Here is a 20,093-nt window from a genome sequence, read left to right on the forward strand (position 1 = left end):
TGCCCTCCGCCCGCCTCCACAGCCTATCAGGCCGACATGTCGTTCCAGACCTGGCTCGTCCTGCCAGCGTGGCAAGAAGAAGCGATCCGTGCCTGCTTCTAGCGAGGTGAAGCGGTATTCGGCAAGAGCTTGGCGCCGTCCTCTTGCCTGAAACCGGCGCGCACTTCGCTCATTACTGCATCATTTGCTGCCGGCGCCGGCTTTTTGGCCGGTTTTGCCGTCGTTTTTTTTGTCGTCGGGCGGCTTGTCGCATTTGGCTCGGCTGCTGCCCGGCGGGTTCGACTCGTCCGCCGCGGTGGCTCCGGCGGCACGAGGCTGTCATCGCTGCCGGCGCCGGTCAGCGCGGCGAGATAGCGCGAGGTCCACCAGCCGATATCGCTCGCGGCGATCGTGCCGTAGAGCCGCTCGAAGCGCCGCATCCGCTCCGATTGCGGCATGGCGAGCGCGGTGCGGATCGCTTCGGCGACCTCATGCGTGTCGTAGGGATTGACGATCAGCGCCTCGCGCATCTGATGTGCGGCGCCGGCGAAGCGCGACAGCACCAGCACGCCGGGATCCTCCGGATTCTGCGCCGCGATGTATTCCTTGGCGACGAGGTTCATGCCGTCGCGCATCGGCGTCACCAGCCCGACCTGGGCGCGCCGGTAGAAACCGGCCAACGCGCTGCGCGAATAGGCCTTCTTGACGACGCGAATCGGCGTCCAGTCGAATTCGCCGAGCGCGGCATTCAGACGTCCGGCGACCTCGTCCGATTGCCGGTCGAGCTCGGCATATTCGGGGACGTCGCTGCGCGAGGGTGGCGCGATCTGCAGCAGGCCGACATTGCCGCGATGTTCGGGATGGCTGCGCAGGAACTGGCCGAAGGCCTCGAGCCGCTGGACGATTCCCTTGGAATAGTCGAGCCGATCGACGCCGATCACCAGCTTGCGGCCGCCGAGCGGGCCGGTGGTCGCACGGATCGGTTGGGTCGCGGCGCGCACCGAGGCGACTGCGAGCTTGCGAAACGATTCGACGTCTATGCCGATCGGGAAAGCGCGGACGATGGTTTCGCGCGGCCCGGCCCTGACCCGCTCGCCGTCGCGCTGGGCGCCGCGCAGCGCGACCAGCCCGCCGATCAGATTGTCGGCGTCGGTTTGCGTCTGCATGCCGATGAGATCATAGGCCGTCATCGTGCTGATCAGGGTGGCGCTGAAGGGCAGCGCCCCGAAGACTTCGGCAGACGGCCAGGGAATGTGATGGAAGTAGCCGATTCGGTTGGTGACGCCGCGCCGCCGCAGCTCCGCCGCCAGCGGGATCAGGTGATAGTCGTGGATCCAGATCACGTCGTCGGGCTGCAGCAGCGGCAGCAAAAGCCTGGCGAACCGGCGGTTGACCGCGAGATAGCCGGTATAGTCGGAGCGGTCGAACTCGGTGAGGCCGAGCCGGTAATGCATCAGCGGCCACAGCGCCCGGTTCGAGAAACCCAGATAGTAGCTCTGACGCTCGGCCTCGGTCAGATCGGCGATGGCATAGGAGACTTTGCCGACGCGGGCCGGTTCTACGCGGGAGGAGGGCTCGGCGCTCGTGCTCCCGCTCCAGCCGAACCAGAGCCCGCCATGCGCTTCCAGAGCGGAGCGGAGTGCCACCGCGAGCCCGCCGGCTGCCACTTTTTCGCCACGTTCTGGCATGGTGACGCGGTTGGAGACCACCACAAGACGCATAATGCCTCACTTTCGTTGACGAATGCCGCTTTGGCGCGGGAACAGAACGCGCCGGCAGACGTAATGTTTCGTGTGCACGCCGGCCTTCTTGGCCGGATCGCGTCGCCGCCGTGACCGGATCATGGCGACGGTGGGAAGCTGAACCCTGAATGTGGCGAGCCGACGGACGGTCGTCCTTTCGCCCGTTTCGTCCTCTAGCAAGGCCGCCATGTCGCAAACTCAGAGCCCAGAAGCTGCAGAGCTGCACGCGCCGCTCGCAGCACGTACCGCATCAATAGCATTGTTTCTTGATTTCGACGGAACCCTGGTCGAGATCGCGCCTTCGCCTGAGGATGTCCGCCTCGACCGGCGCATGCCGGGTGCGCTGGATGCGCTGAGCCAGCGCCTCGGTGGCGCGCTGGCGCTGGTTTCCGGCCGCCCGGTGGCGTTTCTGGACGGGATGACGGCGCCTTTCCGCTTCGACGCCGCCGGCCTGCACGGCGCGCAGATTCGCCTCGGCGGTGAGGAAGCTCCGCTGGCGGCGCCCTCCGAGGCGCTCCGCACCGCGACGCGGGCCATGGTGCGTTTCGCCAACGCGAATGTCGGCGTCATCGTCGAGGACAAGCGCCAGTCCGTCGCGCTGCACTGGCGGCTGGCCCCGGCTCTGGCCGATGAGGCGATGGAGCTGATGGCACGCCTGGCAGCCGAGATCGGCCCCTCGATGCGGCTGCAGCACGGCAAGGCCGTTGCCGAGCTCGTGCCGGCCACTGCGAGCAAGGGCGCAGCCATTGCCTGGCTGATGCAGCAGCCCGCCTATTGCGGCCGCCAGCCGGTGTTTATCGGCGACGACATCACCGACGAGAACGGTTTCGCCACCGTCAACGATGCCGGAGGGCTATCGATTCGGATCGGGGAAGGGCAGACTTGCGCCCGGCACCGGCTCGCCTCGCCGACTGCGTTGCACCGTATCCTGCTCGGCGCTGCGGATGGCGGCGAGCTCACGCTCGAAACCTTTCTCCAGAACTGATCCTTCCACCAAGACCAGCTGCATCAGGGATAGGCATGACTGTCACCACCGTCGCCCCGCCGGGCGTGGCCTCGCTCGATCTGGGCGTCATCGGCAACTGCTCCATCGCCGCGCTGATCGACCGCCAGGCCCGGATCGTCTGGGGCTGCTTCCCGCGCTTCGACCGCGATCCGGTGTTCTGTTCTCTGATCGACAATCGGATCGAGGATGGCGATGCGATGCCGGAAAAGGGCGTCTTCGCCATCGAGATGGTCGGCATGACGCGCTGCGAGCAGAGCTATCTCGACAACACCGCGATCCTCTCCTCGGTGCTCTCCGACGACCACGGCAATGCGTTGGAGATCCTCGATTTCGCGCCGCGCTTCGTCCGCTATGAGCGCTTCTTTCGGCCGCCTCAGCTGGTCCGTCGCGTCAGGCGGGTCTCCGGCCGCCCGCGCATCCGTGTCGTGGTGAAGCCGTGCCTCGGTCTCGGCGAGGTGCCGGACGAGATCACCCGCGGCTCCAACCATGTCCGCTTCGTCGGAGCCGACCAGACCATCCGCCTGACCACGGACGCGCCGATCTCCTATGTGCTGGAGAGCATACCTTTTGCGGTCGAGAAGCCGTTCTCCTTCTTCATCGGCTCGGACGAGGCGCTGCGCGCCGAGATCGAGACGACCTCGCGCGAGTTCCTCGACAAGACCACCGATTACTGGCGCGACTGGGTCCGCTCGCTTTCCATCCCCTTCGAATGGCAGCGCGAGGTCATTCGCGCTGCGATCACGCTGAAGCTCTGCTCCTTCGAGGAGAGCGGGGCCATCGTCGCGGCGCTGACCACCTCGATCCCCGAGGCGCCGGGTACGCAGCGCAACTGGGACTACCGCTTCTGCTGGCTGCGCGACGCCTATTTCGTCGTGCATGCGCTGAACCGCCTCGGCACGACGCGGACGATGGAGGATTATCTCGGCTTCATCACCAACATCGTCGACACTTTCTCGGAGAATGGTGCCGAGCATCTGCCGCCGCTCTATCCGATCACCCGCGGCGGCGAGCTCCGTGAATTCGAGGTGCCGAATCTCGCCGGTTATCGCGGTCACCAGCCGGTGCGTGTCGGCAATGGCGCGGCGACGCAGATCCAGAATGACGGCTATGGCGCGGTCGTGCTCGCCGCCACCCATTCCTTCTTCGACCGCCGGCTCATCCAGCCGGGCAAGGAAACGCTCTTCAGCCAGCTTGAGCGTATGGGCGAGCGGGCGATCGAGCTCTTCGACAAGCCCGATGCCGGCCCCTGGGAGCTACGCGAGAAGCAGGTCGTCCACTCCTTTTCCAGCGTGATGTGCTGGGCCGCCTGCGACCGGCTTGCCCGCATCGCCGGCACGCTCGGCCGGGCCGACCGCAAGGAGTACTGGCGCGGCGAGGCCAGGCGCCTGAAAGGCATCATTGCCGACCGGGTCTGGAACCAGGAGAAGGGACATTTCGTCTCGACCTTCGACGGGACCGATCTCGACGCGACGCTGCTGCTTTTCGCCGAGCTCGGTTTCGTCAAGCCGGAGGATCCCCGATATATCGCGACTGTCGAGGCGATCGGCCGCGAGCTCGGCCGCGGCGACCTGATCCTGCGCTACGGCACGCAGGACGATTTCGGCTTCATGCACACCGGCTTCCTGATCTGCGCCTTCTGGTATGTCGATGCGCTGCACGCGATCGGCCGCAAGGACGAGGCCAAGGAGCTGTTCGGGCGCATCCTGCAGCGCCGCAACAGCTTCGGCCTGCTCTCCGAGGACGCCGATCTTAAGACCGGCGAGCTCTGGGGCAATTTCCCGCAGACCTATTCGATGGTCGGACTGATCAATTCGGCGATGCGGCTCAGCAGGAATTGGGAAGAGGCGTTCTAGCCAAGTCGTCATTCTCGGGTGGAGCGAAGCGGAAACCCGAGAATCTCCCGCGAGAGAGCGCTATCGGAACCTTCTTCGGCCTGCGATCCTCGGGGCAGGCCCGAGCATGACGCGCGGGCGCTATCCGCGCTTCAGCAGGAACACCGCCTGCGCGCCAAAGAGGTTCCAGAACCACCAGGGCGCGCTGACGCCGACCTTGCCGCCGGCGACGTCGAGCGCGACCGCCCGTTCCTTGACCGCGCCGATCGTGTCGCAGAGCACGACGAAGTCGCGGATCGTGCAGAAATGGATGTTCGGCGTGTCCCACCAGGAATAGGGCAGGGCCTCGGTCACCGGCATGCGGCCGAGGAAGAAGACCTGGCTGCGCATGCGCCAATGCCCGAAATTCGGGAAGGAGACGATGGCGCGCCGGCCGATGCGCAGCATCTGCTCCAGCACCAGCCGCGGATTGCGCGTCGCCTGGATGGTCTGCGAGAGGATGACGTAGTCGAAGGAATCGTCGGGATAGTCGGCAAGATCGGTGTCGGCGTCGCCCTGGATCACCGAGAGCCCGCGCGCCACGCAGCCGGCGACGCCTTCGCGCGACAATTCGATGCCGCGGGCGTCGACGCCGCGGGTTTCGGCGAGCAGCGCCAGCAATTCGCCGTCGCCGCAGCCGACATCGAGCACGCGCGAGCCTGGCGTCACCATCTCGGCGACGAGGCGCAGGTCGATGCGGTTGGTGTGGTTGTCCGCCGCCGACATGCTCACAGCCCCCGCGCCCGCGCCGCCGCGCCGATGAAGCCGCGCGTCGTCGCGAACAGGTTCGGCTCCTCCAGCAGGAAGGCGTCGTGGCCCTTGTCGCTTTCGAGCTCGACGAAGGAGACCGAGGCGCCGGCCGCGTTCAGCGCATGCACGATGGCGCGCGAATCGCTGGTCGGGAACAGCCAGTCGGAGGTGAAGGACGCGACGCAGAAGCGTGTCTTCGTGCCGGCGAAAGCCTTGGCCAGCACGCCGTCATGGTCGGCGGCGAGGTCGAAATAGTCCATCGCCCGCGTCACGTAGAGATAGGAATTGGCGTCGAAGCGTTCGACGAAGCTGACGCCTTGATGGCGGAGGTAACTTTCAACCTGAAAATCGGCGTCGAAGGTGAAGGTCGGCGCGCTGCGCTCCTGCAGCCGGCGGCCGAATTTGCGGTGCAGTGCCGGCTCCGAGAGATAGGTGATGTGGGCGCCCATCCGCGCTACCGACAGGCCCTTGGCCGGGCGCGTATTCTCGTCGAGATAGCGCCCGCCGCGCCAGTCGGGATCGGCCATCACCGCCTGGCGTCCGACCTCGTGGAAGGCGATGTTCTGGGCCGAATGCTTGGCTGCGGTCGCAAGCGGCACGGCCGAGAACACCCGCTGCGGGTAGCTTGCCGCCCATTGCAGCACCTGCATGCCGCCCATCGAGCCGCCGACGACGCTGAACAGGCTGTCGATGCCGAGCGAGTCGAGGAGATGCGCCTGTGCCCGCACCATGTCGCGGATCGTCACCATCGGGAAGGACAGGCCCCAGGGCTTGCCGGTCTCCGGATTGGTCGAGGCCGGACCGGTGGTGCCCATGCAGCCGCCGAGCACATTGGCGCAGATCACGAAGAAGCGGTCGGTATCGACCGGCTTGCCGGGGCCGACCATCGCCGTCCACCAGCCGCCCTTGCCGGTGATCGGGTTGCGGCTGGCGACATGCTGGTCGCCGGTCAGCGCATGGCAGATCAGGACGGCATTGGAGCGGTCCGCATTCAGTTGCCCATAGGTCTGATAGGCGATCTGCCAATGCTCGAGCACCGCGCCGGAATCGAGCTGGAGCGCCCGTTCGGGACCGAATTGCACGAGCAGGCTGGAAGGCCGGTTGGCTTCGGTCAGCGCATCGGCCAGAGCCTGGTCTTCCTGGATCGTCCGGTTTGGCATTCCGATTTGTCTTGTCGCCCGGCCTGTTCGAAATAGCGGACCTAACCGATGGCGTGCCGCTCGTGCCCTGTCAACGCGCGGATGCGCGCTGACGGCTTTGCCAAGGCGGACCGGCGCAGATATGAGACCAGTGAAACCTCAGCCCTCACCCTGAGGAGCGGATATTGGTCCGCGTCTCGGAGGCGGTTCCAGCGCGTTCTGGAGCATCCTTCGCGGCTCCTCGGGACGAGGGCTGGAGGCCGTTCCTTCTGGAGGTTGGTCGAACCCCATGGCCGAAGCCGCTCCGACGACCCTTGCCGATCTGCGCAGCGAGATCGATCGCATCGACGCTGCCATGCACGGCCTCCTGATGGAGCGCTCCTCCATCATCGAGACGCTGATCGCGATCAAGAAGACGCAGGTGTCCGGCTCCGCCTTCCGCCCCGGCCGCGAGGCCGACATGATGAAGCGCCTGGCGCTGCGCCATCAGGGACTTCTGCCGCTCGACACGGTCGAGAGCATCTGGCGCATCATCATCGCGACCTTCACCTTCGTGCAGGCGAATTACTCGGTCCATGCCGACATCTCCGGCGGCGACGCGCCGATGCGCGACAGCGCCCGCTTCCATTTCGGCTTCACCGTGCCTTACGTCCCGCATGAGGACGCCCGCGCCGTGATCCGGGCGGTGGCCGAATCGGCCGGCGATCTCGGCATCTTCCGCATGGACCTCGGCGCCAGCGCTGGCGTCTGGTGGCGCGATCTGATCGGCGAGGACAAGCCGAAGATCATCGCCCGCCTGCCCTTCATCGAGCGTCCGGACCATCCGGCGGGGACCCCGGTCTACTGCATAGCCAAGCCCCTGGCGGATGCCGCCATGCGCGAGATCGTGCTCTACGCCGCCCGCGTCGAGCGCTGGTCGGAGGCGCTGCGCACCGGCCTCGCCCAGCATCTCGCCGAGGTCTCGGCCAGTGCCGCCGACGGCTCGCATCTGGCGCTGCTCGTGGCGGCGTCCGGTGAGACCCCGGTCGGAGCGATCCGTGCCGCGCTCGAGCCGGCCGGTCTCAAGGAACTTGCCGAGATCGGCAGCCACGCCGCCCGCTTCGCCTTCAAGTCCACGCGCTCCTGAAATGAACCCCGATCGCTGAACCCTCTTCGTCATTCCGGACAAGCCGCGTAGCGGCGCCGATCCGGGATCCATGCCTGAAGCGTCTCGGCATGGATCCCGGGTCTCCCTCAGGTCGCCCGGGATGACTTTGGTGGTTCGAACAAACGCCTGAAACCGAAAGCCCGCGCCATGACCACGCCCTCCCGTCCCGTTCCGCGTCCCGGCGTCCTCGACATCGAGGCCTATGTTCCCGGCAAGTCGTCGGCCCCGGCCGGCGTCAAGCTGCACAAGCTCTCCTCCAACGAGACCCCGCTGGGTCCGAGCCCGAAAGCGGTCGCCGCCTATGGCGCGCTCGCCGGCAAGCTCGAACTCTATCCCGACGGCTCGGCGACGAAGTTGCGCGAGGCGATCGCCGGCCGCTACGGGCTCGATCCGAACCGCCTCGTCTGCGGCACGGGATCGGACGAGCTGCTGCAGCTGATCACCAAGGTCTATCTCGGCGAGGGTGACGAGGGCGTCTTCACCGAGCACGGCTTTCTCGTCTACAAGATCGCCATCCTCGCCGCGGGCGGCAAGCCGGTCGTCGTGCCCGAGAAGGATCTGAGGACCGATGTCGATGCGATCCTGAAGGCGGTGACACCGAAGACCAAGATCGTCTTCCTCGCCAACCCCAACAACCCGACCGGCACCTATCTGCCCTTCGACGAGGTCAAGCGCCTGCATGCCGGCCTGCCGCCGCATGTGCTGCTGGTGCTCGATGCGGCCTATTCCGAATATGTCCGCCGCAACGACTATGCCTCCGGCCTCGAGCTCGTCGCCGAGAGCGAGAACGTCGTGATGACGCGCACCTTCTCGAAGATCTACGGCCTCGCCAATCTGCGCCTCGGCTGGCTCTACGGACCGGCCGATGTCATCGATGCGCTCAACCGCACCCGCGGCCCGTTCAACGTCAACGGCGCCGCGATCGAGGCCGGCGTCGCGGCGATCGCCGACGAGGCGCATCTTGCTGCCGCGATCGCGCATAACGACAAATGGCTGGCCTGGGTCACGGCCGAGCTGGAGAAGCTCGGCCTCTCCGTCACGCCCTCGGTCGGCAATTTCATCCTGATCCATTTCCCGAAGCTCGCCGGCAAGACCGCCAAGGAGGCCGATGCCTTCCTGTCCGAACGCGGCCTGATCCTGCGCTCGGTCGCCTCCTATGGCCTGCCCGACGCGCTGCGCATGACCATCGGCAGCGAGGAGGCCAACCGCCTCGTCGTGGCGGCGCTCGCCGACTTCCTGGGCAAGGCCGCGTGAGCGCGCCCGAGAGCTTCGCGCCGCGCCGCGACGAGCCGCTCTTCGGGCGGCTCGCCATCATCGGCATCGGCCTGATCGGTTCCTCGATCGCGCATGCGGCGAAGGAGCTCAATCTCGCCCGCCACATCGTGCTGAGCGACGCCAATGCCGATGTGCGCCGGCGGGCCCGCGAGCTCGATCTTGGCCACGAAGTCGCTGAAACCGCCGTCGAGGCGGCGCGTGAGGCTGATCATGTCGTGCTCTGCGTTCCGGTCGGCGCCTGCGGCGCGGTGGCGGCGCAGATCGCCGGCGTGCTGAAGTCCGGCGCGATCCTGTCCGATGTCGGCTCCGTCAAGCATGCCGTCGTCGAGGCGGTCAGCTCGCATCTGCCCGAGGGCGTGCATTTCGTCCCGGCCCATCCGGTCGCCGGTACCGAGAATTCCGGCCCCGATGCCGGTTTCCCCAGTCTCTTCCTCAACCGCTGGTGCATCCTGACGCCGCCGCCCGGCACTGATGAGGGCGCGATCGCCCGCACCCGCCAGTTCTGGGAGGGCATGGCGGCGATCGTCGAGGTGATGGGCTCGCAGCATCACGACCTCGTCCTCGCCATCACCAGCCATCTGCCGCACCTGATCGCCTACAATATCGTCGGCACCGCCGAGGATCTGGCGGCGGTGACGCAGTCGGAGGTGATCAAGTTCTCGGCCGGCGGCTTCCGCGACTTCACCCGCATCGCGGCGTCGGACCCGACGATGTGGCGCGACGTCTTTCTCGCCAACAAGGAGGCGGTGCTGGAGATGCTCGGCCGCTTCAACGAGGACCTCGCGCTGCTCACCCGCGCCATCCGCTATGGCGACGGCGAGACGCTGCACAAGCACTTCACCCGCACGAGGGCCATCCGCCGCGGCATCGTCGCGCTCGGCCAGGAGAAGGCCGAGACGGAGAAGCTCAAAAAGGGCTGAGGATGCCCCGGGAAGGGGAGGTCAGAGCCGCTGGCGCAGGCCGTTGTGCAGGCCCGGACGCCTGCCATAGTTCGGATCGGCCTGATCGTAGATCGTCGCCACCTGCTCATACATCGCCTGGAAGCTGTCGTCGAAAGTGACGTCCATGCCCGGCTTGCGGCCGATTTTGCGCGTGAGCTGGGTGGCGTTGCCGTTCGGCTTGAACAGCGGCTTGCCGTAATGGTGCAGCACATAGATGTTCGAGGTCAGCGCGCAGACGGTTTCCTCCTGATAGGGCGAGATGCCCTGGACATAATCCATGTCGAGGATGGCGTGCAGGCATTCATGGATGATGGCGCCGCGGTGCCGCTGGGAGATGGCGGTCGATTTCAGCATGGACGAATGCAGGATCATGCTGTCCTTGCGCGGGTTGTAGGCTGCGTCGGCCTGGGACGAGGCGAGATAGGCATCGTCGATCTCGAAGCCGATCTCCTGCCTTCGGATGGCCGCCTTCAGCCGCGTGAAGCGCTCGGCGTAGACATCATAGCCCTCGATCCGAAAGCGGATGTTCGGAACCGCTGCGCTCGACAGTACGATCGAAACCAAGGCCCGCAACGTTGCTTCGGACATGACAGGCTCCCGGGGCTGGGCGGGGCGTTTCCACGCGGCCTATGGCAGCAAAGAGCTTACTCCGTTTCGCTTGCTCTGCTCAGTGCCGTTTTAGGCGGGAAGGCTTCACCCGCAGCTTGCCAAGAACCGGGTGGGCTGGTACAGCCCCGTCCGTCGCCGCAATAGCTCAGCTGGTAGAGCACCTCATTCGTAATGAGGGGGTCGGGGGTTCGAATCCCTCTTGCGGCACCATCCGCCATCTCAGGCTGTTGATCTCCTCCGCCCCATCTTATGGATGCTCTGGCTTGTTGCCGGAAACCGGGGCTCTGCTGCCCTGGTGGGTGGCGACGCGCCTTTTCCCAAGCTCCCCCGGATGAGCTATATTGCGAGCGGGCAGTCTCCATCGCCAGGAGGCGGCGGAGAAATGCTCGGCCTTCCAGAAGGGGAGGACGCCATGGGACGCAAGTTCATCGATTGCCGTGCATTCCCGAGCGAGATGAAGTGCTCGATCGCGATCAGCGCCGACACGGAGAACGAGCTGTTGGAGGCCGCTGTCCAGCATGCTGTTGCCGTGCATGGCCATAAGGACAGCCCGGAATTGAGGGGGCAGCTCAGGGGCATCATCAAGGATGGCATGCCGCCTGCGACGATACCGGGCCGCGCCGCCTGAGTCTGGAGACCCTGAGAGCCTTCGCCCTTCGGGCCTCCAAACATAAAGCCGCTTGACGCTTCATTGCCGCACCGGGTGCCATCGCCGGGTGAAGCGGCGCCTGGAAATCCGTGCGCCTGCGCCGCGGTTGCCAGGGCGCGTGGTCCGCCGAATACTGCGCCTCCCGGACCAAGCATGGAGGCGCAAGCGATGACGCTGTCGATCAAGACCGAGAATTCCCTGCTCAAGCAGGACGAGATCGCCTTCGTCGCCGGGACGCATTACCCGGCCATCGTCGAGGCCGACGACAAGGCGCTCGCCGAGATGCGCAAGCGCATCCGCGACCTGCAGGAGAAGGAGCGGACCTTCGTCCGACAGATGCGCCGCAGCATTCGCGGCAAGGCCGATGCGCGCGGCGCGAGCTTTCCGGGGGAGGTCGAGCGTCCGTCCCGCCGCAAGCAGGTCTGGGCCCAGGCCGCCAAGCGGCTCAACCGGGAGACGGCGCGTCGCCGGGCGATCGCAGCCCATGAGGAGATGAAGGAGGCCGCCCGCCGGGCGCTCGCGCTCAAGGCCGGCAGCAAGGCCAAGGCTCAGCCGGTCGACCGCTCCGCGGACGGCGGCATGATCGCGATCGAGAGCCGCAAGCGCCGCTTCAGCGTCAACCGGGCCAAGGTCGGCAGCGTCTCCCAGGCCGGCAAGCGCGCCCAGGCCAGGCGGGACGCGAAAGGCGCCTAGATCGCCGCGCGTCCGTTCGGACGCGGTCAGGGTGATCTATCTCAGTGTTATCGCGTCGGAATTGTCCGAAAAGTGGAGTCCACTTTTCGGTCCGATGCTTAAGGCGCCATCAGGGTAGGACGGTGCCGGCTTTCGGCCGGCTCCGTTCAGTTTCTCACTGCGCTGCGCTGACGGCCGCCGCGACGGCGAAGCCGCAGACGATCATCGCCGCCATCCGGTAGGAATGCCGCCGCAGGCGTGCCGGCAGGCTTGCGCCGAGTACGGTCCAGCCGAGCCCGGCCAGGGCCGACAGCGCGACGAAGCTCAGCAGGCCGAGCGCCGGTACGTCCGGCAGCAGGGACGGGATCGAGATCGTCCCGACCAGCATCGCCTTCGGGTTCAGCAGGGTGGTGACCAGCACCCGCGCAAAGGCGCCGGAGCGTGCCGGGATCTCAGGGACGACGGGCAGCGACCAGAGCTTGCGGGCCGAGATCAGAAGCCAGACGGCGGCCATCGCCTTCATCGCCGGAAAGGCCTGCGGCACGTCCCTGAGCAGGCTCGCGACCGAGAGGAAGAAGCCGATGGCGAGCGCATAGCCCAGCGCTTCGGCCAGCGGCAGCAGCTTCGCCTGCCGCAGGCCCATAGCCGCGCCGGAGGCGGCCAAAATCGTGTTGGTCGGCCCCGGCGTCAGCAGGATCGCCGCGGAAGTCAGCAGGAAGGTTGTGATCTGCAAGGGGGGCCTCGGGATAGCGGTCGCAATCTGCTACCCCGCGGCCGCCACCGGTACTTTGACTTGCCGCAAGGCGGCTTGGCTTTCCTTGCGGAAGTTGCGGGAGCCCAGCCGTCGCGACGGGACGGCTGGGCCCGGACGGCTCAATCCTCCGCCGTCACCGCGACCTGCGTCGCCTTCGGCTCCAGCCCCGGCTTGGGCTCCTTGGGCGCGAACAGCTTCATGATGAAGACGAAGAAGGCTGGCACGAAGAAGATCGCGAGCACCGTCGCCGAGATCATGCCGCCGAGCACGCCGGTGCCGATCGCGTTCTGGCTCGCGGCGCTGGCGCCCGTCGCGATGGCGAGCGGCACCACGCCGAGCGTGAAGGCCAGCGAGGTCATCAGGATCGGCCGGAAGCGCAGATGTGCCGCCTCGATCGTCGCTTCCATCAGCGGCTTGCCCTCGGCGTGCAGGTCCTTGGCGAACTCGATGATCAGGATCGCGTTCTTGGCGGAGAGCCCGATGATCGCGATCAGTCCGACGAGGAAGTAGACGTCGTTGGGCATGCCGCGCAACGTCACCGCCGCGACCGAGCCGATCACGCCGAGCGGCACCACCATCATCACCGAGAGCGGGATCGACCAGCTCTCATAGAGCGCCGCCAGCAGCAGGAAGACCAGCAGGATGCTGAGTCCGATCAGCAACGGCGCCTGCGAGCCCGACTGGATCTCCTGCAGCGACTGTCCGGTCCATTCATAGCCGAAGCCCGGCGGCAGTTCGCGCGCCAGCCTTTCCATCTCGGCGATGGCGGCACCCGACGAATAGCCCGGCGCGGCCTGGCCGGCGATGCGCACCGCCGGATAGCCGTTATAGCCGACGACCTGCGAGGGGCCCTTCGACCATTCGATGCCGGCGAAGGAGGAGAACGGCACCATGCCGCCATGGGCATTGCGGACGTTCAGGCGCAGAAGATCGGCGGTCTGCATGCGCTGCCCTTCATCGGCCTGGACCGTGACCCGCTGCATGCGCCCGGCATTCGGGAAGTCGTTGACATAGGATGAGCCGAGATTGGCCGAGATCGTCGCATTGATGTCGGCGAAGGCGACGCCGAAGGTGTTCGCCTTCTCGCGGTCGATGATCAGGTTGACCTGGGCGGCATCGGCGAGCCCCTCGACGCGAAGGCCGACGAGAACCGGGCTCTGGGCCGCCGCGGCGAGCAGTTGCGCGCGCGCCGCCGAAAGCGCCTCCTGGCCGAGGCCGGCACGGTCCTGCAGGCGGAAGGTGAAGCCGCTCGAATTGCCCAGGCCCTGGATCGGCGGCGGCGACAGTGCGAATGTCTGCGCATCCTTGATCTGGAACATCTTGCCGTTCATCCGGGCCGAGATGGCGGTGGCGGAATCGTTGGGGCCGCGCTCGCTCCAGTCCTTCAGCGTGATGAAGGCCAGCGCCGCGTTCTCGCCGGCGCCGGCGAAGCTGTAGCCGGAGATGCCGACCATGCGCGAGACGGCGGGCTCGGCGAGCGCGATCTTCTCGATCTGCTTGAGCACGTCGAGCGTCCGGTTGGCACTGGCCTCCGGCGGGGCCTGCACGTCGACGATCAGATAGCCCTGGTCCTCGTTCGGCAGGAAGGCGGAGGGCAGCCGCATGAACGACCAGCCGAGCCCCGCGAGCAGGGCGAGGTAGATCAGCATGTAGCGGCCGGTGCGGCGCGTGATCCCCGAGACGATGCCGCTATAGCCATGCGACATCCGGTCGAAATTGCGGTTGAACCAGCCGAAGAAGCCCTTCTTCTCCTCGTGATGGCCCTTTGCGATCGGCTTCAGGAAGGTGGCGCAGAGCGCCGGCGTCAGGGTCAGCGCCAGGAAGCCCGAGAACAGGATCGAGACGACCATGGTCAGGCTGAACTGCTGGTAGATGATGCCGACCGCGCCGGGGAAGAAGGCCATCGGCACGAACACCGCCGTCAGCACCAGGGTGATGCCGACGATCGCGCCGGTGATCTGCGTCATCGCCTTGCGGGTCGCCTCTTTCGGCGAAAGCCCTTCCTCGGCCATGATGCGTTCGACATTCTCGACCACGACGATGGCGTCGTCGACCAGGATGCCGATCGCCAGCACCATCGCGAACATGGTCAGCACGTTGATCGAGAAGCCGGCGGCGAACATGATCGCGCAGGTGCCGAGCAGCGCGACGGGCACGACCAGCGTCGGGATCACCGTGTAGCGGAAGTTCTGCAGGAACAGGAACATCACCACGAAGACCAGCGCCATGGCCTCGAGCAATGTGTGAACCACCTTCTCGATCGAGACCTCGACGAAGGGCGAGGTGTCGTAGGGGATGTCGTATTTCAGGCCGGCCGGGAAGAAGCGCGCGAGTTCCTCCATCTTGGCCTGTACCGCCTGCGAGGTCGCGAGCGCATTGCCCGTCGGCGAGAGCTGTACGCCGATCGCGGCGCTCGGCTGGCCGTTCAGGCGCGTCGAGAAGTTGTAGGATTCGCCGCCGACCTCGATCCGGGCGACGTCGCGCAGCCGGACCGACGAGCCGTCGAGATTGGCGCGCAGCACGATCGAGCCGAACTGCTCGGGCGAGGTCAGCTGCCCCTTGACCAGCACGGTGGCGGAAAGCTGCTGGTTGATCGGGTTCGGCTGGGCGCCGATGCGGCCCGCCGCGACCTGGGCGTTCTGGGCCCGCACGGCAGCGATGACGTCGGCCGAGGTCAGCTTGAGCCCGAGCATCTTCTCCGAATCCATCCAGATCCGCATCGAGCGCTGGGTCGCGAAGAGCGTGGCGCTGCCGACGCCGGGAATGCGCCGGATCTCGCCGAGCACGTTGCGATTGAGATAGTCGCCGAGGCCGATCGCGTCGACCTTGCCGTCGGCGGAGGTCAGCGTCACCAGCATCAGGAAGCCGGTGCCGGCCTGCTCGACGCGCATGCCTTGCTGCACCACGGTCTGTGGCAGGCGCGGCTCGACCCGGCTGATCCGGTTCTGCACCTCGACCTGCGCCTCGCCGATCTTGGTCCCCGGCGCGAAGGTGACGGTCAGGTTGATCCGGCCGTTCGCCTCCGAGGTCGACTCGAAATAGAGCAGGCCCGGGACGCCGTTGAGCTCCTCCTCGATCGGCCGCGTGACGCTCTGGTAGATGTCCTCGGGCGAGGCGCCGGGATAGTTGGTGCTGATCGTGATCTGCGGGGGCGCGACATTCGGATACTGCGCGATCGGCAGCATCGGAATCGTGATGACGCCAGCGAGCATGATGAAGATCGCGACGACCCAGGCGAAGATCGGGCGGTCGATGAAGAAGCTCGGCATCGCGTTCAGCCCTGCTTTTCGGTGGCGGCGGCAGGGTCGGCGGCGGCCGGCTTCCACGGCATGCCGGTGAACTTGGCGCCGGGGCGGATCTTCTGGAAGCCTTCGACCACGACCTGATCGCCGGGCTTCAGCCCGTCCTCGATCACCTGGCGGTTGTCGAGCGTACGCCCTGCTCTGACCGGAAGAAGCTCCAGCGTACCGTCGGCCTTCAGGACATAGAGCTGCGCCTGGCCGCTGCCATCGCGCTGGATCGCCTGCAGCGGGACGGCGATGGCGTTGCTCTGCGCGCCCTGCTCGATGACGACGCGGACATACATGCCAGGCAGCAGATCGCCTTCAGGGTTGGGGAACTGGCCGCGCAGTGTCACCTGTCCGGTGGTGACGTCCACCGTGGCCTCGGAGAACAGCAACTGGCCGCGATGCTTGTAGGTGGCGCCATTGTCGAACAGCAGCTGCACATTGGCGGCGCCCGGATTGGGTCCGGTCAGCGCGCCGAGCTTGAGCGCTTGCCGCAGGGCGAGCAATTCACCGGCCGACTGGGTGAAGTCGGCATAGACCGGGTCGAGCTGCTGGATCGTCGCCAGGATATCGGCGGCGCCGGTGCCGACGAGGGCGCCTTCGGTGATCAGGGCACGCCCGATCCGGCCGCTGATCGGCGCCCGGACTTCCGAGTATTCAAGGTCGAGCTGCGCTGCGTCGAGACCGGCGCGGGCCGCGGCGACGTCGGCGTCGGCCTGGGCCAGCTGCGCGACCGCCGTTTCCTGCTGCTGGGTGCTGGCGACTTTGCGTTCGAGCAGCTCGACGATCCGGTCCGAGTGCTGGCGGGCCTGAAGCTGGCTCGCCTCGGCCCGCTTCAGCGCCGCTTCGGCGCTGGCGACCCGCACACGGAACGGCGCCGGGTCGATCCGGTAGAGCACGTCGCCCTGCTTGACCATGCTGCCCTGCTGGAAGACGCGCTCGACGACGATGCCGGAGACGCGCGGGCGCACTTCGGCAATGCGCGTCGGCGCGATCCGGCCCGGCAAGTTGTTGGTCACCGGCAAGGTCTGCGGTTCGGCCGTGACGACGCCGATGGCGACCGGCGGACGCTGCGCGCCAGCGCCTTGCGCCGGCTTCTGCTCTTCGGTGCAGGCGGCGGTCAGCAGCAGCGCGCCGAGCAGCAGGCCGCGGCCAAGATGCGAGATCGGGAGGGTCATGCGGGGATCCGGATGGGGGTACAAATGGAGAAGGACGGAGGTCTGGTCTGCTGCGGCCGATCCGCTGGCTAGGCCGCCGGTAAGGCCGGGGACTGGTCGACCAGCCAGCCGAGGTCGGCGACGATGCGCTCGCGCTCGTCCGCCGACCAGCTATGCAGCTCGAACCATTCCATCATCATCAGCCCCTGGGCGGCGAGGAAAGCGAGCATCGCGCCGCGCGGATGGGTGGACTGGCTGGCGATCTCGGCGATTTGGTCGCGGTTGATCGCCTGGATCGGCTCGCGCAGCTCGGCATCCTGGGCCAGTGCGGCGCACAGGTTGAACGCCACGGCGCGTTCCAGGTCGGAGCGATGCCGGGCAGCCGAGGCGATCCGGCCGCGGATCAGCGCATCCGGCTCGCCTGCGAGCGCATCGACGAATGTCTGGATATAGGCGGTCTCGACGGCGACGCGCCGTTCGATAACGGCCCGGATCAGGGCGCGCTTGGTCTTGTAGTCATAGAGCACGCTCGCCTTGCTGATCCCGGCCTCGGCCGCGACGGCTTCAAGCGTCAGGCGCGCTGCGCCGTCCCGGCTCACAACCTTTTCGGCTGCGTCGAGGACGGCTTCCCGGTCGATGGTGCGATGGCGGCCCATGGCTCACTTTGATAATAACCGACCGGTTGGATATAAATTAGCTTTGCGCTATGTCAACCCGTGCGGCCCGGCGATGGCCCATCGTCTCCGATGGTCGAAAGCCAGGCCATGCGGCGAAATGCGAGCGGCAAGGAGCGGAATCCTGCGGTCAGGTTGCTTTCACGATGCTAAGAACGACATCCGCCTCGTCGAGGAGGCAGGGGTGCTGAGTGTCAGTCAGCACGGCCGCTCCTATCTCGCTTTGCGCTGGAAGCTGACCGAGGAGGTTGTGGGTGTGGTCCACACGGCGGTCCGCTTCGGCTTGACCAAGCTCTGGCAGGAAGGGCATCCAAGGGGGCGGCACAGCTCTCATATCAGCTTTTCGCGAAGCCACGAGCCGGCTTCATGGGTATTCGCCCTCGGTCTGGAGGCTTGTCCGCCGCGCTTGCAGAGGATCACCTTCAACAAGCGCTATCTGCCGATCTTCGAGACCAGCCGGCTGGAGTGGGCCTGCCAGAAGGGCGGCAGCCATATTTTTATCCCGCCGGGCAGCCTCGCCGAGGCGCTCGCCCTGGTCCGCGAGGGTCTGAAGCGTCCGGTGGTTTCAGGCTAGGGGCCGCGTCCTGCGTCATGCCCGTTGCCTGTCACGGCTCTGCTATCGGCGCTGCCGGGGCTGCGCGGTCCAAGACAAAGGCGCATGCGCAGCAAGGTTTTTTCGCACTGGCCGCGCGTTGCCGCGGCGGCCGGCTCGCCCTATCCCTTGGGAAAGGGTGAGGACCAGGGCGGAAAGCGTATGGCGGGCGAAACCAGCATCGGCAGCTTCGACTATGTCATCATCGGCGCGGGCTCGGCCGGCTGCGTGCTGGCCAATCGGCTCTCCGCCGACCGCCGCAAGAATGTCCTGATCGTCGAAGCCGGCGGCAAGGACGACTGGGTCTGGTTTCACATCCCCGTCGGCTATCTCTACGCCATCGGCAATCCACGCGCCGACTGGCTGTTCCAGACCGAGCCGCAGCCGGGCCTTGGCGGCCGCTCGCTCGCCTATCCGCGCGGCCGCGTCGTCGGCGGCTGCTCGGCGATCAACGCGATGATCTACATGCGCGGCCAGGCGGCGGACTATGATGGCTGGCGCCAGCTCGGCCTCGAAGGCTGGGGTTGGGACGATGTCCTGCCGCTTTTCCTCAAGCACGAGGACCATGCCGCCCCCGATGGCCGCTTCCATCGTGCCGGCGGCGAATGGCGCGTCGAGCATCCGCGCGTGCGCTGGGACATTCTTGATGCCGTCCGCGACGCCTGCGAAGCCGCCGGCATCCGACGCATCGACGATTTCAATACCGGCGACAATGAGGGCGTCTCCTATTTCCAGGTCAACCAGAAGCGCGGCCGGCGCTGGAGCGCGGCGCGCGGCTTCCTCGAGCCGGCGCTGAACCGCGACAATCTCCGGGTCGAGCTCGGCGTCACCGTCGAGCGCATCGTCGTCGAGAACGGGCGCACGACCGGCGTGGTCCTGCTGCGCGCCGGCGAGCGCTATCTCGCGGAAGTCTCGGGCGAGGTCATCCTCAGCGCCGGCGCGGTCGGTTCTCCCGCCATCCTCGAGCGCTCCGGCATCGGCGATGGCGCGCGTCTGCAGGAACTCGGCATCGAGACCGTGCAGCACGCGCCCGGCGTCGGCGAGAACCTGCAGGATCATCTGCAGCTGCGGCCGATCTACAAGGTCGACGGCGTGCGCACCCTCAACACCGACTATGCCAAGCTCTGGCGCCGGCCGCTGATGGCGCTGGAATATGCGGCGCGCCGCACCGGGCCGCTGACCATGGCGCCATCCCAGATGGGCGCCTTCGCCAGATCGGCGCCGCGCTACGCCACCGCCAATCTCGAATTCCACTTCCAGCCGCTCTCGCTCGACAAATGGGGCGACGGTCTGCACCCGTTCGGCGCCTTCACCGCCAGCGTCTGCAATTTGCGCCCGACCAGCCGCGGCAGCGTCCATCTCAAGAGCCTGGACCCCAACGCCGCACCGGCGATCTCGCCGAATTACCTCGCGACCGAAGAAGACCGGCAGGTCGCGGTCGATGCGCTGAAGCTCGCCCGCCGCATCGTCGCGCAGGCACCGCTCGCCCGCTTCAATCCGCAGGAATACCTGCCCGGCCCCGGCCATGACACGGAGGAGGCGCTGGCCGAGGCCGCCGCCCGCATCGGCACGACGATCTTCCATCCGGCGGGTACGGCCAGGATGGGCCGCGACGACGATCCGATGGCGGTGCTCGACCAGCGCCTGCGTGTGCGCGGCGTCGCGGGCCTGCGGGTGATCGACGCCTCGGTGATGCCGGCGATCACCTCCGGCAACACAGCCGCGCCGACCGTGATGATCGGCGAGAAGGGCGCGCAGATGATCCGGGAGGATGCGCGCTAGGCCCATCCTTGGACCGGGGCGAGGCGCGATCGGAAGCGTTCTCGGTCGTGCGCCGGGCGGGCGCGGC

17 protein-coding genes and 1 tRNA gene are annotated in these 20,093 nt (G+C 66.9%); 10 read left to right on the forward strand and 8 right to left on the reverse strand.

Going from position 1 to position 20,093, the window contains the following annotated elements; translation table 11 throughout:
- Window positions 1–98 precede the first annotated feature (98 nt).
- Window positions 99–1,703: an alpha,alpha-trehalose-phosphate synthase (UDP-forming) gene (locus tag J0J10_RS01410; RefSeq protein WP_465247149.1), complete on the reverse strand. Its 1,605-nt coding sequence runs from the start codon at window positions 1,701–1,703 to the stop codon at window positions 99–101.
- A gap of 277 nt (window positions 1,704–1,980) precedes the next feature.
- Between J0J10_RS01410 and otsB the strand changes: the two genes are divergently transcribed.
- On the forward strand, window positions 1,981–2,706 hold the full coding sequence (otsB, locus tag J0J10_RS01415) for a trehalose-phosphatase (protein WP_291644662.1): 726 nt from the start codon (window positions 1,981–1,983) through the stop codon (window positions 2,704–2,706).
- A 35-nt stretch (window positions 2,707–2,741) separates the two neighbouring features.
- Complete coding sequence (locus tag J0J10_RS01420; protein ID WP_291644665.1) at window positions 2,742–4,580, forward strand: glycoside hydrolase family 15 protein; 1,839 nt, start codon at window positions 2,742–2,744, stop codon at window positions 4,578–4,580.
- Window positions 4,581–4,700: 120 nt separating this feature from the next.
- Here the strand turns inward: J0J10_RS01420 and metW are convergent, their stop codons facing one another.
- Window positions 4,701–5,324: a methionine biosynthesis protein MetW gene (gene metW, locus J0J10_RS01425; RefSeq protein ID WP_291644667.1), complete on the reverse strand. Its 624-nt coding sequence runs from the start codon at window positions 5,322–5,324 to the stop codon at window positions 4,701–4,703.
- A 2-nt stretch (window positions 5,325–5,326) separates the two neighbouring features.
- Entirely contained in the window at window positions 5,327–6,508 is a 1,182-nt protein-coding gene (gene metX, locus J0J10_RS01430) for a homoserine O-acetyltransferase MetX (RefSeq protein ID WP_291644669.1), read from the reverse strand.
- 268 nt (window positions 6,509–6,776) lie between these two features.
- Between metX and J0J10_RS01435 the strand changes: the two genes are divergently transcribed.
- The 3 genes from J0J10_RS01435 to J0J10_RS01445 all read left to right on the forward strand — a co-directional run bounded on the left by J0J10_RS01435 (window position 6,777) and on the right by J0J10_RS01445 (window position 9,829).
- Window positions 6,777–7,613, forward strand: a complete 837-nt coding sequence (locus tag J0J10_RS01435; protein ID WP_291635299.1) for a chorismate mutase — start codon at window positions 6,777–6,779, stop codon at window positions 7,611–7,613.
- Between the two features lie 168 nt (window positions 7,614–7,781).
- Complete coding sequence (gene hisC / locus J0J10_RS01440; protein WP_291635301.1) at window positions 7,782–8,888, forward strand: histidinol-phosphate transaminase; 1,107 nt, start codon at window positions 7,782–7,784, stop codon at window positions 8,886–8,888.
- Window positions 8,885–9,829 (forward strand): prephenate/arogenate dehydrogenase family protein, encoded by a 945-nt coding sequence (locus tag J0J10_RS01445; protein ID WP_291644671.1) that lies wholly within the window; start codon window positions 8,885–8,887, stop codon window positions 9,827–9,829. Before hisC ends, J0J10_RS01445 begins: the two co-directional genes overlap by 4 nt.
- A gap of 21 nt (window positions 9,830–9,850) precedes the next feature.
- On the opposite strand, the gene J0J10_RS01450 is transcribed toward J0J10_RS01445, so the two are convergent.
- Complete coding sequence (locus J0J10_RS01450; RefSeq protein ID WP_291644673.1) at window positions 9,851–10,438, reverse strand: hypothetical protein; 588 nt, start codon at window positions 10,436–10,438, stop codon at window positions 9,851–9,853.
- Window positions 10,439–10,593: 155 nt separating this feature from the next.
- Here J0J10_RS01450 and J0J10_RS01455 point away from each other — a divergent pair.
- The 3 genes from J0J10_RS01455 (at window position 10,594) to J0J10_RS01465 (ending at window position 11,801) form a co-directional block, all read left to right on the forward strand.
- Window positions 10,594–10,669: transfer RNA gene (locus J0J10_RS01455), tRNA-Thr, on the forward strand.
- Window positions 10,670–10,871: 202 nt separating this feature from the next.
- Window positions 10,872–11,087, forward strand: a complete 216-nt coding sequence (locus tag J0J10_RS01460) for a DUF1059 domain-containing protein (RefSeq protein ID WP_291644675.1) — start codon at window positions 10,872–10,874, stop codon at window positions 11,085–11,087.
- 189 nt (window positions 11,088–11,276) lie between these two features.
- Window positions 11,277–11,801 (forward strand): hypothetical protein, encoded by a 525-nt coding sequence (locus J0J10_RS01465; RefSeq protein ID WP_291644677.1) that lies wholly within the window; start codon window positions 11,277–11,279, stop codon window positions 11,799–11,801.
- A gap of 154 nt (window positions 11,802–11,955) precedes the next feature.
- On the opposite strand, the gene J0J10_RS01470 is transcribed toward J0J10_RS01465, so the two are convergent.
- The 4 genes from J0J10_RS01470 to J0J10_RS01485 form a co-directional block, all read right to left on the reverse strand.
- A complete protein-coding gene (locus J0J10_RS01470) occupies window positions 11,956–12,513 on the reverse strand; it encodes a LysE family translocator (RefSeq protein ID WP_291644679.1) in 558 nt (185 codons plus the stop codon).
- Window positions 12,514–12,653: 140 nt separating this feature from the next.
- A complete protein-coding gene (locus J0J10_RS01475; RefSeq protein ID WP_291644681.1) occupies window positions 12,654–15,803 on the reverse strand; it encodes an efflux RND transporter permease subunit in 3,150 nt (1,049 codons plus the stop codon).
- A gap of 5 nt (window positions 15,804–15,808) precedes the next feature.
- Window positions 15,809–16,999, reverse strand: coding sequence for an efflux RND transporter periplasmic adaptor subunit (locus J0J10_RS01480; protein ID WP_291644682.1), 1,191 nt, complete (start codon window positions 16,997–16,999; stop codon window positions 15,809–15,811).
- 68 nt (window positions 17,000–17,067) lie between these two features.
- The gene (locus tag J0J10_RS01485; RefSeq protein ID WP_291635318.1) at window positions 17,068–17,634 is read right to left on the reverse strand and encodes a TetR/AcrR family transcriptional regulator; all 567 of its coding nucleotides are present in this window, start codon (window positions 17,632–17,634) and stop codon (window positions 17,068–17,070) included.
- A gap of 43 nt (window positions 17,635–17,677) precedes the next feature.
- On the opposite strand from J0J10_RS01485, the gene J0J10_RS01490 reads away from it, so the two are divergent.
- Together J0J10_RS01490 and J0J10_RS01495 are read left to right on the forward strand one after the other, a co-directional pair.
- Window positions 17,678–18,226: a hypothetical protein gene (locus J0J10_RS01490; protein WP_291644685.1), complete on the forward strand. Its 549-nt coding sequence runs from the start codon at window positions 17,678–17,680 to the stop codon at window positions 18,224–18,226.
- A 180-nt stretch (window positions 18,227–18,406) separates the two neighbouring features.
- Window positions 18,407–20,026, forward strand: coding sequence for a GMC family oxidoreductase (locus J0J10_RS01495; RefSeq protein WP_291645258.1), 1,620 nt, complete (start codon window positions 18,407–18,409; stop codon window positions 20,024–20,026).
- Window positions 20,027–20,093 lie beyond the last annotated feature (67 nt).

The organism is Allobosea sp. (genome assembly GCF_017308075.1).
Classification (GTDB): Bacteria; Pseudomonadota; Alphaproteobacteria; order Rhizobiales; family Beijerinckiaceae; genus Allobosea.